Below are 12,991 nucleotides of genomic sequence, written 5' to 3'. Positions count from 1 at the left end.
GCTCGGATTGAGGTTTGTGGGTTTTGTTTGGGAAGTCGGGATTTGGGTGGCGGCGATAAGGGGTGTTTTGGGGACGGTGCGGGCCGGTTTCCGTTGCGGGGGCGGCAGTTGGTGGGAGTGGCTGCGGCGGGGCGGGGGCCTGCGACATAATTTGTAGGCCGTGTGAAGATTTGGTGTATGGAGTGCTGGTACGGACCACTTGATCTGGGCTGATGTTCTGTTCGATCATTCGCATCCCGTGACGCTGCAACCGGTGGGCCGGTGGGTGGCGTCTCTCCGGATCGCCCCCTTGGGTGGCCCGTGGTGTGCGCGGGCCGCTTTCGGGGCCCTGGGGTGGCGGGACGATTGCGACAGGGCGGTCGTATCAGGGCAATTGGGGCGTTTGGAAGAGTTGGTGCGCATGAGGGCATTTGACGCGTCGCCACAAGCGGGGCCTTGCGCGTACAACCCTTTTGGGGGGAAGCGTGTCCAACAAGCGTGGCAGAGGTACTCGGATTCACCATCGCCCCGGTGGCAGGGGCAGGCGCGGCAGTGCGCCCCCAGCGCCCACGGGTGCCCGGGGGGATGCCGGTGATCGCCCCCTGGTCCGCCGCGCGTCCCGCGCAGCTGTCGACACAGCGTGGGGACACTGACGACGCGATGGCAGCCGGCACCACAGTCGACCACCTCACCGAGACCTATCGCGCGCACTACCGCTCACTTCTCGGCCTGGCCGCACTGCTGCTCGACGACACCGCCTCCTGCGAGGACGTCGTGCAGGAGGCGTTCATCCGCGTGCACTCCGCCCGCAACCGGGTGCGCGACCCCGAGAAGACGCTGGCGTACCTGCGGCAGACGGTCGTCAACCTCTCGCGCTCCGCGCTGCGCCGCCGGATCCTCGGGCTGAAGCTGCTCTCCAAGCCGATGCCCGACATGGCGAGCGCCGAGGAAGGCGCGTACGACCTGCTGGAACGGGACCAATTGATCAAGGCGATGCGCGGCTTGCAGCGCCGCCAGCGCGAGGTGCTGGTGCTCCGCTACTTCGCGGACATGACGGAGGCTCAGGTCGCCGAGACGCTGGGGATATCGCTCGGCTCCGTGAAGGCGTACGGCTCGCGGGGAATCGCGGCGCTCCGCGTCGCCATGGAGGCTCCGGCGTGAGTGCGGCAGGTCCCAACAGCGGGAACGGCGGGCGTGACTGGGGGAACGAGACCGGTCGGGGGGCCGGCGGCACGGCGTACGACGGTGGTCGGGGCGCGGACGGCGGTAGTGGCGTGAGCGACCGCGGTGACGCGGGTGATCACGGTGGCGCCGATGAGTGCGGTGGCGCGGGTGAGCGCGAGGCGAACGGCCGGAGTGCGGGCGATCGGGACGCGTCCGGGGATGCCGGCTTCGGCGGCGAGGACGAGCTGAGACGGCTGCTGCGGTCCAGCGTCGCCGACCTGGAGCCCACGCCGGACGCGTTGGAGCAACTGCGGCGGGCGGTGCCGGCCCGACGCCAGCGACGGCGGCACGTCATGGTGGGCGCGGCCGCGGCGCTGCTGCTCGGTGGCACGGCGGTCCCGGCGATGGTGCACGTCGCCAACTTCAGCGACGACCCCGGCGACCGCCCGGCCAACGCCGCCAGCAGCCGGGACGTCACCCACGACACCGGCGGCGCGCGCGGCGAGGGCCCCACACGGACCAGCACCCGGCCGATCGGCGGGAACGACGCGACACCGGGCCCGGAACGACCGTCCGGCAAGGCCGACAAGGGCGCCGAGCAGACCGGCACGGGCCTCGGCGTCGGCGACGACACGCCCTCGCCCGACGCGACCATGGACGTCACCTCGCCGGTCTGCGGACGCGAACAGCTCGGCAAGGGGACCGGGACGGTCGGCGCGGCCGACTCGACGGGCCGGGTCTACGGCGCCTTCCGGCTGGTGAACACCTCCAACACCGCCTGCACCGTGCAGGGCGGCGGGACCGTGGACCTCACCCCGCAGGGCTCCACCAAGGCCGACAAGGTCCATGTCGTCGACCACACGTCGGGCGACGAGGCCACCGGCCTGCCGGACCCGGCGACCACCCCCGACCAACTGGTGCTCAAGCCGGGGCAGGCGTACGAGGTCAAGTTCGCCTGGATCCCGGCGGCCGGCGGCGGCAAGACCGGGTGCACCAGCCCGGGCCCGTCGCCGACCCCCGATCCGTCCAAGGCACCGGGGGCCTCGCCGGCCGCCGTGGCGACGACGGGCGACGGCGGCGGCACCGCGGGCCAGGCCGGCGGCGGCGAGGGGACCCCGAACGGTGGGGCGGCGGCCGGTGGGGTGCTCCTCACCCACACCCCGGAGGCGGGCGAGCCCGTGGCGGCCGACGCCAAGATCCCGGATGCGTGCGCCGGCACGGTGTACCGGACGGCACCGGTGGCGGCGCCGTAGGGGCGGTGGTGACGCCTTGGGCACGGTCGGCCGTGGCCGGTGCGGCCGGAGTCCGTACCGCGGTCCGGGCCGTCGCTGTCGGCACCCCTCGCCGGGGCAACCGGCCGGGTCCCGGGGGCCGGGCGGCGGCGGGGAGGGGGCGGTGCGGCTGTTCCGGGCGGGCCCCGTACCGTTGATGGGGTGTACCGGTTCCTGCTGACCCCGCGGTGGTGGGGAATCAACGTCTTCGCCGTACTGGCGATCCCCTTCTGCATCTTCATGGGGAGCTGGCAACTGAGCCGCTTCGACGACCGGGTCGCCTCGCACCAGCAGCAGGAGAACCGGTCCGCCGACGCCAAGGCCGCGGCGCCCCGGCCCCTGCAGGGCCTGCTGCCGGTCGACCAGGTCACCTCCGGCCGTCAGGCGAGCGCCCGCGGCCGCTACGACGCCGAGCACCAACTCCTCGTGCCGGGCCGCACCTTGCAGGGCAAGCACGGCGACCGGCAGGGCTTCTACGTCCTGACCCTGCTGCGCACGGACGACGGCAAGGCGCTGCCGGTCGTGCGCGGCTGGCTGCCCGGCGACGCCAACTCCACGGCCGACGCGGCGAAGGCGCCCGCGCCGCCCAAGGGCGAGGTCACGGTGGTCGGCGCGCTCCAGGCGTCCGAGAACCAGGGCACCGCCGGCGTCCAGGCGGGCGGCGGCCTGCCGAAGGGGCAGCTCGGCATGATCAGCGCGGCCTCGCTGGTCAACATCGTGCCGTACGGCGTCTACGACGCCTGGATCACGCTCACCGACCCGCCCGCCCCGCTGCACGCCGTCCCGCCGGCCGCCGCGGAGGGCAGCGGCCTGGACATGAAGGCGTTCCAGAACCTCGGCTACACCGGCGAGTGGTTCGTCTTCGCGGGCTTCGTGCTCTTCATGTGGTTCCGCCTGGTCCGCCGCGAGGCCGAGGCCGCCAGGGACGCGGCACTGGGCATCGTCCCGGAGGAGCCGGGCGGCCCGGGCGGCCCGAGCGGTCCTGGTGGCCCGCGTGACGGTGAGGCGGCCGAGGGGACGGAGAGCCCGGAGGAGACGCGGGAGCCTCAAGGGGCGTAGCGGGCGGTAGGCGCGGGGCGTGAGCGCGTGGTGAGGCGGAGGCGGGGGCCGGTGGGGGAGCCGGGGAGTGACGGCCGCGAGGGGCTCTCCCCCTCCCCCTCCCCCCGCCCCACCCACCCCCACCTCGCCGCATCGTCGCTAGTCGGTCCGGGCTCCCGTCTTCAGGTGGCGGCGGGCGAAGTCGAGTTCCAGGCTGACCTGCTTGATGCGCTCCTCCACCACGAGGGAGCCGTGGCCGGCGTCGTAGCGGTAGACCTCGTGCGGGTGGCCGCGCTCCTCCAGGCGCTGGACGTAGTTCTCCACCTGCCGGATCGGGCAGCGGGGGTCGTTGACGCCGGCGGAGATGTAGACGGGGGCCCGCACCGCGTCGACGTACGTCAGCGGGGAGGACGCCTCGAAGCGCTCGGGGACCTCCTCCGGGGTCCCGCCCAGGAGGGTGCGGTCCATGGCCTTGAGGGCTTCCATCTCGTCGTGGTACGCGGTGACGTAGTCGGCCACCGGGACGGCGGCCAGCCCCAGCGCCCAGGCGTCCGGCTGGGTCCCCATGCCCAGCAGCGTCAGATAGCCGCCCCAGGAGCCGCCGGCGAGCACCAGCCGCTCGGGGTCGGCGAGGCCGGAGGAGACGGCCCACTCGCGCACCGCGGCGATGTCCTCCAACTCGATCAGTCCGACGCGGTGCTTGAGCGCGTCCGTCCAGGCCCGGCCGTAGCCGGTCGAGCCGCGGTAGTTGACGCGGACGACCGCGAAGCCGTGGTCCACCCAGGCCGCCGGTGACGACGCGAAGGCGTCACTGTCGTGCCAGGTCGGGCCGCCGTGGATGTCGAAGACGGTGGGGAACGGGCCCGCGCCGGGCGGCTGTTGGACCAGGGCGTGGATGCGGCCGCCGGGGCCGTCCACCCAGGCGTCGGTCACCGGGACCGAGCCGGGGGCCTTCGGGCCGGGCGGGTCCAGGACCACCGTGCCGTTCGTCGACCGCACCTCCGGGGGCTGGGCGGCGGACGACCACAGGAACTCCACCGTCCCGTCGGGGCGGGCGGTGGCGCCCGAGACCGTGCCGGCGGGGGTGTCGACGCGACTCAGGGGGGCGCCCGGGGCGCCGGCCAGGGCGTAGCGCCACAGTTCGCTGCGGGCCTGGTACTCGTGCTCCACCAGGAGGGCCGAGCCGTCCGCGTACCAGTCCGCGCCCACGTCGCCGGGCAGGTCGATCTCCAGCGGGGTCTCCACGCCCGTCAGCGGGTCCCAGAGCATCGGCTCCCAGCGGCCCCGCCGCTGGTGCCCCACCAGCAGCCGGCTGTCGCCGTCCACGGGGGCGAAACCCATGACCGACAGGCCCAGTTCCTCGGTGCCGCCGTGCGTGTCGTCGAGCTCGGCGACCGTCGAGCCGTCCGGCCGGACGATCCGGATGGCGGAGTGCATCGCGTCGCCGTGCTCGGTGTGCTCGATGGCGATCAGCGAGCCGTCGTGGGAGAGGTCCCCGACGCCCGCCGACTCGCGGTGGCGGTAGATCTCCACGGGCTGCTCCCCGGGCCGCACGACGTGGATCGTCGAGCCGTCCTCGTCCGTGGAGCGGCCGATGACCGCCGCGCCGTCGCGGTGCAGTGCCAGGCCGCCCGGGTAGGAGGCGGCGAGCCCGGGGGCGGCGGGCTCGTCGGGGCCGCCGGCGAAGGGCTGCCGCATCCAGACGCCGAACTCGTCCCCGTACGACGGCAAGTCTGGAACGGAGGAACTCATGCCGTCGTCGAACCACCAGATCCACTCACCATCGTGTGAGAGAACCCCGTCCGTGGTGCCGTCCGGCCGGTCCGTGACCTGCCGCTGGTGACCGGACTTCCGGTCCCAGGTGTAGAGCTCGAAGGTGCCGGTGGCGTTCGAGACGAACAACGAACGGTCGGGGGCGTACTCCGCCCAGTCGGGCAGGGAGACGCGCGGTGCGCGGAACCGCTTCTCCCAGGTGGGCATGGCCTCAGCGTCAGTCATGCCCTCCATCAAACCCGATGTGCCGGACCTGGTGCACGGCCCTACTCCAGACTTCGAAATCCATTCGAATTCGGGGCCAAGATTTCTTTGTTCGGGATCGAGTTCGAGGTAAAATCGAAGACAATGCATAACAAGGTTCGAGTAGTGGGCTGCGGTCGGCAGTCGGTAACCCGTACGGAAGACGAGAACTCCCTTTCCATCAGCGCCCAGAGGCGCGATCTCCAATACTGGGCCGATACGCCCGGACAGAACCGCATCGTTATCGGGTGGGGTCTCGACACGAACACCTCCGGAACAACCAACCCTTTCAAGCGGGAACAGCTCGGCCCGTGGCTGACTGACCGCATGGACGAGTGGGATGTCCTGGCATTCCCGCGAATTGACCGGATCTCTCGCAAGGTCCGTTACTTCTCCGAACTTCTCGACTGGGTTGAGGACAACGGAAAGCACATCGTCACCGTCGACGGAAGCTTGAACACTCAGGCGGCCGGTGGCAGTGCCGTCGCCAAGGTGCTGTCCGTTCTTGCCGAAGAAGAACACCGGAAGATCCAGAAGAATGTCACCAACGGAATGCAGACCCTGCGCGAGCTGGGGCGCTTCACTGGTGGACCGCAGCCGTTCGGCTATCGCTCCATCGATTCCGGTGACGAACATCGGATCCTTACCCCTGATGCCGTGTACGCGGAACTCCTCCAGGAAATCGCGAAGCGCATACGCCAGGGCGATTCCACGTACGCGATCGCCGAGGACTTCAACCGACGCCACATAATGACGTGGTCGGATCACCTTCGCGCAATTAAGGGGAAGCCGGTGAAGGGGATTCTATGGAAGCCCGCTACCGTCTCGCGCGTTATTCAGAACCCTGTGTGCGTCGGCTACCAGACCTACAACGGCGAGATCTGGGAGACCGAGGAGGGCGAACCGAGCGTCATTGCGGACAGGGCGATTCTGAAGCTCGGCGAATGGGAGGCGGCGAACAAGGCACTCGCTTCCCGTACGCGACTGAAGAAAGTCCGGCGCAGGGACACGGCATGCCTCCTCACAGGAATAGCCATCTGCGGGAACTGCGGTAGCCGCATGGTGTGCCACCACACGACCAAGACCCTGAAGAACGGCGAGACCAAGACGTACAAGGACTACCGGTGCACATCGCGGAACCGGTCCGTCGACTGCCCGGCGCTCGCCAACGTTCCTGAAGCTGAGCTCGAAGCCGTCTTCGCCGACGCCCTCATGGACGCGATCGGCCATGCTCCGGAGATGGTCAAGATGGTGGACCCCGGCGAGGACCACACGGCAGAGCTGGAGCAGAAGCGCCAGCGGCTGAACAAACTGGAGAGCGACTACACCGAGGGCAAGTACGACACCGAAGCCAAGGAGCAGTCGTACTGGCGCACGCTGGAGAACCTCACGAAGAAGATCGCCGAACTCGAAGCACGTCCCGTGCGCCCCCGTACGGTCGCGTTCCAGCCCACGGGCCGGACATGGGCCGACAAGTGGACAGCCATGGGAACGCAGGATCGGCGTGACTTCCTGAGTGAGCGGAACGTCAGGGTCATCGTGTGGCGGGATCCGATGCCGGGCGTGAAGCGTGGGGCGGTCGTCCACTTCGGCAACCTGAAGGAGTTCGCTATCGCCGGTGGAGTGGACGGCGCCGAACTCTCCGACTGGGGCGAGACCGGTTGGAACGTCCCCGACCACTGGATGGACCCCGTACCACTGATGGACACGGAGCAGCGGGCGACGATCGTCGACACGTACGGCACGGCCGCACTCCCGAAGACCCTCGTCAAGGTGAGGGCCAAGACACGGGAGACCTTCCCCGAGGCGGCTTCCGTCTTCGTCTCCACACTGTCCACCGCCGCGTGACCACAGACGGGCGCTGAGCGCCCTTCCGGCCCCTGGCCCAGGCTTCCCTGGGTCGGGGGCTCTTTGCGTTTCAGGGCCAGCTCTGTGGCCTCCTGCTCACCCTTCCCCGGAGCGGAGCGGACCGCCCCCTGTACGATGCATGCCAGGTCGCCGCCGTCGCTCCCGACTGCACGAGACCGAGTCCGGGCCCGAAGCCCAGGGCGCCACCTGTGAAGAGAGACCGTGCCGACCGAGGCCGGTCCACCCCCGCGAAGAAGGGAGACACATGTCCCGCCGCCCGGCGGGGGTCACTGGCGCATGCTGCGCCGCACAGGAAGGAGCCACGCTCAGTGGCTATCAGCTTCGGCCCTGGCCGCCCGTGGGGCGGCGTCTCCCAGCACGAGTACCGGCGCATGGCGCAGGACCCTGGGCACCCGCTTGCCTACCGCGTCCACTTCGCCGCCATCGGGTGGGCCGACCGGCAGGGGCACGCCCCGTTCGAGCCCGGCCGACTGGCCGCATTGCTCGGCAAGGATGGTCAGCGCCTATCCGACCAGAGCACGCGTAACGCAGTAGCGAGGGCCAAGGATCTCCGCCTCGTCTCGCCCCGCTCCGGGGCGGCCTGCCTGGTGCTCCCACCTCACCTGTTTCAGAAGGCCAAGGGTGCGCCCGTGCCATGTCGCGTCCACCAGGACCGCACACCGTGCGTGTAGTCAGAGCACGTCTGGCGTGTGCAGGTATACGCCTTGACCTGCGGATACGTTCACGTCCTCTCTTATCTCTTTTGGAGTAAGTGCAGTGCGGCCCCGCAGGGGCCGACATCAGGAAGACCTTGGTCAACGGCAAGGACAAGCCGGGCGCGACAGCGCCCCACTTACGTAAGTCGCAACGGCGGAAGAGTCGGCAAGAGGGGGGCGGCCATCCGGCCGCCACAGAGCGAAGACGCTTCGACAATGCAGCCCCGTAGGGGCCGACATCTGGAAGTTCAGGAAGCCAGTCAGGTGGGCGCTAACGCGCCCCCGTAGCACGAAGCTCCTTCGGGCTTACAGCAAGGGGAGTGGGCCGCTTACGCGGCCACAGAGCGAAGCCACTTACGACAAGCCTCAAGAGGCTTCATTCCTGTGCAGGCTCCGAGTGCCGGCCAAGCTAGGCGCAGCGCTCCCACCTGCTACTTCTTCGCCGCTGCCTACGATCGTCGCCGCCCTGGCGAGGTCTGGAACCGTGGCAGGATCTGAGCGGCCAAGACGTGGCGGTCGGCGCTTTTCCGCTCCGGGGGTCATACCCCCACCCCTTCGCCATCGCCTCGTACGTCTCGGCTGTCCGCTTCGCCGTCGCCTCCACCTTGGACAGCGCCAAGATCTTGCCCTTCCGTTCGCCATTGCAGACTCCGCCTTGTTGCGTGGCAAGCGAACGGCTGTACGGCTCTGTACGCGGCCGACAGGCCGCACCCCTCCGACGGTGACGAGGTCAGTGCGGCAGGCCGTCAGGCAGGCGCACGGCGCCTCGTCGTGGCTGACAGTCAGGGCAGAGGGCAAGCCCAAGCAGGGCGCGACAGCGCCCACTTTCGAAGGCGCTGAGCACGAGCACCAGGACCACGGGGAAGGCGTCTCGTAAACCATCGATATCGGGACGACCAGCCTGACTTCGGGCGGTGTCCGTTTCGCCCCCACTCTCGCGTCCCGATACCCGTCCCGAAACATCTGCCTCACGATTGACTTTCGGGACACGTTTATGGGACGTTCTCGATCATGACCACGAACCACCCGGCCGATCAGGTCGAGCGTCACCCCTGCCCGAAGTGCGATGCCCCCGCTGGTAGTCCCTGCCGTACGGCCACGGGCAAGGTGGCAGCGAACTACCACACCGGCCGCTTCGCCCTGGTGCCCGCGCTCAAGGCGGAACTGACCGTGAAGACTCCGGCCGACCGCAATCCCGGCAAGCCGTGGACCGAGGGCAAGCCCGCACGCGTCGCAGAGGCAACGCCAGGCGCAGCGATACGGATCGGCTACGCCCGTTGCTCCACGGTCGGGCAGGAACTCCAGAGCCAGTTGGACATGTTGGCCCGTGCCGACTGCAACCGTGTCTTCTCCGAGAAGATCAGTACCCGTGTGAAGGAACGGCCGGAACTAGAGAAGGCGTTGGCCCTGGCGCGGGACATCAAGACAGCCGCCCCGAACCAACCGGTGATCCTCACGGTGGTGGAGATGAAGCGCCTTGCCCGCAGCGCGGCGGAACTCATGACGTTGTCCTCCACGCTGCAAGCGGACGGCATCCAACTGGAGCTTCTCTCCGGCCCGTTGCAGGGGGTGTATGACCCGAACGGGGCGGGTGCCATCGTGTTCGCCGTCCTGGCCGTGAGCGCAGAGGTGGAGCGGGAAGGCATCCGGGAGAAGACGTTGGAAGGGCTGGACGCTGCGGCCCGTAAGGGCAACGTCGGTGGGCGTCCGTCCGTCGTGGACGACGACAAGCTAGCCGTAGCCCGTGCCAGGCACGCGAAGGGAGAGAGCATTACGGCCATCGCCAAGGCTCTGGGGATCGGCCGTGCAACTTTGTACCGCCACCTGGGAGAGAGCGCCTGAGGCAGGCGCACAGAGGCTCAGTCAGGCACTCACCTCGGAGTGCACCGGGACGGGTGGCCGCACACCGGTGAGGGCTTCTGTGCGGGCGACAAGCCGGGGTGCAAGGTCGGGGTACCAGCCACGGGCTACGGCTTGCAACATCTCGGCCAGCGCCGCGAGTTCCCCGATTCGGCCGGCCGGAGTGTCGAGGGTTGACGCGAACTCCTCCCGGATGCGGGCGGCTACCTCCGGTACGAGCAGGCTATTGGCGTGGAGGAGTCCGGCGTCATAGCCGAACGGCACCCGGCCCCACCGCTCCCAGTCCAGCAGGGCGAGGGGCACAGCCGTGAGGTTGCCCCAGTGCAGGTCACCGTGACCGGTCACCCGCTCCACCTTGGTGGGGGCCGGGATGCCGAGGAACTGAGGGAAGGCCCGTTCGATCCACCCATTCCGAACGGTGGTCTTCACTCCCTCCACGTCAGCGAGCAGGGCAAGGGCCCTGCGGAGGTCCGCCCACCACTCGTCAGGCAACCCCGGGTCGTGGTCGATGTCGGCCCGGTCCGGGGACACGACGGGTTGCATCACGTAGTCCAGGACTTCCGCCTCGAAGGCCCACTCGCCGTCAGTCCAGTCGTGCACCCCGTGCAGGCGCGGGCGGGGGACGCTGTCAGGTACCAGCTCAGAGGCACCAACGATGCCTTCTCCCCGCTTCCTGCCCGCGTTCCTCGCGGCCGTCCGGCTAACCCGTAGCCACCGGTCCCCCGCTCGACGCCCGAGGGTGACACCGAGGAAGCCCCATGCCAGCGGCCCCGTGCACCTGAGCCCCAGTGTCTTGGCCGCCCGGTCATGAGCGGCCTCCATCAGGGCCTGTACCTCCTCATTCACCGGCGAGTTCATCTGTCACCTTCCTGAGTTCCTGGGCTGTCAGCGGCGCAGCCAGAGCCTTGGCCGCATCGTCCCAGTGCTCGCGCGTGCTCGCGGAAGTCAGGACGACATCGAGGCCGGGGCATGAGCCAGCGGCCAGCAGGGCAGCGGCTGCGGCCGACAGGCCGGGGCGGATGAGGTTCACCAGTTCGGGTGCCATGGCACCGAGGAGTTCGCCCCCGTGGAGGGGAGCGGAGCCGAAGGTGATCAGCCCCGCATCCTTCGCCTGCACCAGCGGACCGCCGCCGTTCAGGGCCTTTGTGATTGGGGCATCCATGATCAGGCTGACGGGCATCTGCAACCCCGTGAAGTGATGCTCGGAGGAACCCGCCGCCTGTCGGGCGAGCACGAGCAACTCGGGAACGCTGAAGGCTCCGGAAGTCAGGCCCGACCATGTGGCGACGCCGTACCCACCGATCCTGCCCGCATGGGCGAAGCCTTCCAGCACCGCGAAGGCTTCCCGCACCCGCCAGAGGAGAGCGGCATGGTCAAGGCCGTGCCCGTGATGCTCAGGGTTGTGCACGAACACCAGGTCCACGCGACCGAGCGCGGCCAACGAACGCTCCGTCTGCCAGCGGACAAAGCCGGACTGGAGACTGTGCCGGGCGAACGCCTCTTTCCGAGGGAGCACGCCCGCATCCAGAGCGGCACAGCCCTGGTCACCTGTGAAGAATCCCGTCTTGGTGGCTACCCGAACGGTCGGGTGCTCCCTCAAGACAGGGTGCAACTCCTCGTGTGCCTGTCCGTGTGCGTAGTTGGGGGCTGTGTCCACCCATGGGCTGCCAGCAGCCAGGGCGGTGCGTGCCGCCCGGCTGACGGCACGCACGCGGTATGTCCCCAGGGAGAGCGCGGCGGTCACAGTGCCGTCCCCACGACTGCGACGGCATGGCCGTCGATGAGGACGGAGACCAGTTCGGCCACCTCCTTGACTTCCAGTTCAGCGGAGTCGGCCAACTCGCCCAGCGTGGTCGGCTGGTTGGTCAGCAGCGTGCCCAGCGCGGGCGCGGCGGACTCGGCGAAGTCCCACGCGGTACCGGCCGCCGAGAAGGTGACCGTGCCCTGTTCGCGGTTCGCCGTCAGGCGACCCCTCGGAGCGGTGAGCTTGACCGTGATCTCCGACCGCGCGGGGAGCCCGTCAACGTACGGCAGGGACGGAATCGCGTGGCCCAGGTCGGTCGTGTCGATCGATTCCGCCCATCGCTCCACGAGGCGCCGGTCCGCCATCATGTCGGCCACCTCGCGGCGTACGGAGTCGACGAAGTCCGACTGTTCCGCCAGCGCTCCGAAGCGCGGAATGTCCCTGCGCAGCGCGAGGGACGCCCGGAGCTGATCGACGACCCACAGCATCAGGTCAGCGCCCGTGTGCGGGACCGTGCCGAACGTGAGGTGAAGGGATTCCGTCCCCTGGTCAGCGGTGACCGCGTGCCACCAGCCGCGCGGGAGGTAGAGCACGTCACCCGGGGAGAGAACGAGGTCCGCTACCGGGTCGCCCTCCGGCTCCTCCGGCGACTCCACGTCCCTGAAGGTGGGCGCCTCACGGGTCATTCCCCACAGGCGCCACCGCTTCGAGCCGTGCAGTTGGACCACCACCACGTCGTGGTCGTCCCAGTGCCGACCGAAGCCTTCCCTCTCGGTCCACGAGGCGTACACGTTGGCCTGCACGGAAGTCCCGAGGAAGCGTTCCAGTCCCTCCGCAGCCGCTCCCACGGTGGGGTGGATCTTCTCCACCGCATCGAGAACCAGCGACGCCCCGTCCCTGAGCTGGGCATGGAAGTCGGACGGCTGGATGCGGGACCAGGTAACCGCTCGACGGTTCGTGGTCGGGATCGCGTAGCGGTGAAGCGGGACCATCTCCCCGTCGACCGACAGGCGCAGCCGGGGCGGCTCCAGCCGCTGCGTGGCGATGATCTGGTTGAAGTCGTCCCAGGAGAACAGGCCCGCCATGTCGGCGGCGCCAGAGAAATGCGCGTAGGAGCGGTGGTACGTCTGGGCGAGGAAGGTGTCCCCGCCCAGACGCCCCGCCCACGAGGCTGCATCAAGCACCGTGGGCGCTCCCGTCAGTCGTTGCCGTCGGAACGGCCACTCGTGTTATCCGACTCCTGCTCGGCGCGGGTGCGCGCGGCCGCAATCTTCCGCTTCGCGACGAGCAGGCCACCCCCCTCGGGGGCAACCGAAGTGGTGTTCTCTTCCACCATCGGACTCACCTCTCTCTTC

The 12,991-nt window shown here is 69.4% G+C and carries 10 protein-coding genes; 5 read left to right on the top strand and 5 right to left on the bottom strand.

The annotated features are described in order from the left end of the window. Positions 1-564 precede the first annotated feature (564 nt). From ACIQU6_RS06040 to ACIQU6_RS06030, 3 genes are all read left to right on the top strand, one after another. Positions 565-1,140 carry a SigE family RNA polymerase sigma factor gene (locus ACIQU6_RS06040; protein ID WP_274914394.1) on the top strand — a complete coding sequence of 192 codons (576 nt, stop codon included), beginning with the start codon at positions 565-567 and terminating at the stop codon, positions 1,138-1,140. Then, positions 1,137-2,396 carry a hypothetical protein gene (locus tag ACIQU6_RS06035; RefSeq protein WP_403480415.1) on the top strand — a complete coding sequence of 420 codons (1,260 nt, stop codon included), beginning with the start codon at positions 1,137-1,139 and terminating at the stop codon, positions 2,394-2,396. Before ACIQU6_RS06040 ends, ACIQU6_RS06035 begins: the two co-directional genes overlap by 4 nt. 180 nt (positions 2,397-2,576) lie before the next feature. Continuing rightward, a complete protein-coding gene (locus tag ACIQU6_RS06030) occupies positions 2,577-3,473 on the top strand; it encodes an SURF1 family protein (RefSeq protein ID WP_403480414.1) in 897 nt (298 codons plus the stop codon). Between the two features lie 138 nt (positions 3,474-3,611). Here ACIQU6_RS06030 and ACIQU6_RS06025 read toward each other — a convergent pair whose 3' ends face one another. Next, a complete protein-coding gene (locus ACIQU6_RS06025) occupies positions 3,612-5,459 on the bottom strand; it encodes a prolyl oligopeptidase family serine peptidase (protein WP_403480413.1) in 1,848 nt (615 codons plus the stop codon). Positions 5,460-5,573: 114 nt separating this feature from the next. Here ACIQU6_RS06025 and ACIQU6_RS06020 point away from each other — a divergent pair, with 114 nt between their 5' ends. After that, complete coding sequence (locus ACIQU6_RS06020) at positions 5,574-7,316, top strand: recombinase family protein (RefSeq protein WP_403480412.1); 1,743 nt, start codon at positions 5,574-5,576, stop codon at positions 7,314-7,316. Positions 7,317-9,043: 1,727 nt separating this feature from the next. Next, positions 9,044-9,874 carry a recombinase family protein gene (locus tag ACIQU6_RS06015; protein ID WP_403480411.1) on the top strand — a complete coding sequence of 277 codons (831 nt, stop codon included), beginning with the start codon at positions 9,044-9,046 and terminating at the stop codon, positions 9,872-9,874. A 21-nt stretch (positions 9,875-9,895) separates the two neighbouring features. Here ACIQU6_RS06015 and ACIQU6_RS06010 read toward each other — a convergent pair whose 3' ends face one another. From ACIQU6_RS06010 to ACIQU6_RS05995, 4 genes are all read right to left on the bottom strand, one after another. Beyond that, positions 9,896-10,492 (bottom strand): hypothetical protein, encoded by a 597-nt coding sequence (locus ACIQU6_RS06010; RefSeq protein ID WP_403480410.1) that lies wholly within the window; start codon positions 10,490-10,492, stop codon positions 9,896-9,898. A gap of 238 nt (positions 10,493-10,730) precedes the next feature. Next, positions 10,731-11,603 (bottom strand): aldo/keto reductase, encoded by an 873-nt coding sequence (locus ACIQU6_RS06005; protein ID WP_403480505.1) that lies wholly within the window; start codon positions 11,601-11,603, stop codon positions 10,731-10,733. Positions 11,604-11,632: 29 nt separating this feature from the next. After that, complete coding sequence (locus tag ACIQU6_RS06000) at positions 11,633-12,820, bottom strand: cupin domain-containing protein (RefSeq protein ID WP_403480409.1); 1,188 nt, start codon at positions 12,818-12,820, stop codon at positions 11,633-11,635. A gap of 14 nt (positions 12,821-12,834) precedes the next feature. Continuing rightward, complete coding sequence (locus tag ACIQU6_RS05995; RefSeq protein WP_403480408.1) at positions 12,835-12,972, bottom strand: hypothetical protein; 138 nt, start codon at positions 12,970-12,972, stop codon at positions 12,835-12,837. Positions 12,973-12,991 lie beyond the last annotated feature (19 nt).

The sequence above is a fragment of the Streptomyces sp. NPDC090442 genome (assembly GCF_044769405.1).
Lineage (GTDB): Bacteria > Actinomycetota > Actinomycetes > Streptomycetales > Streptomycetaceae > Streptomyces.
This window is presented reverse-complemented; position numbering and strand designations above follow the sequence as displayed.

Coding starts and splice junctions, on each gene's coding strand:
- ACIQU6_RS06040 (WP_274914394.1), top strand. CDS start 565: ATGCCGGTGATCGCCCCCTGGTCCGCCGCGCGTCCCGCGCAGCTGTCG.
- ACIQU6_RS06025 (WP_403480413.1), bottom strand. CDS start 5,459: ATGGAGGGCATGACTGACGCTGAGGCCATGCCCACCTGGGAGAAGCGG.
- ACIQU6_RS06020 (WP_403480412.1), top strand. CDS start 5,574: ATGCATAACAAGGTTCGAGTAGTGGGCTGCGGTCGGCAGTCGGTAACC.
- ACIQU6_RS06015 (WP_403480411.1), top strand. CDS start 9,044: ATGACCACGAACCACCCGGCCGATCAGGTCGAGCGTCACCCCTGCCCG.
- ACIQU6_RS05995 (WP_403480408.1), bottom strand. CDS start 12,972: ATGGTGGAAGAGAACACCACTTCGGTTGCCCCCGAGGGGGGTGGCCTG.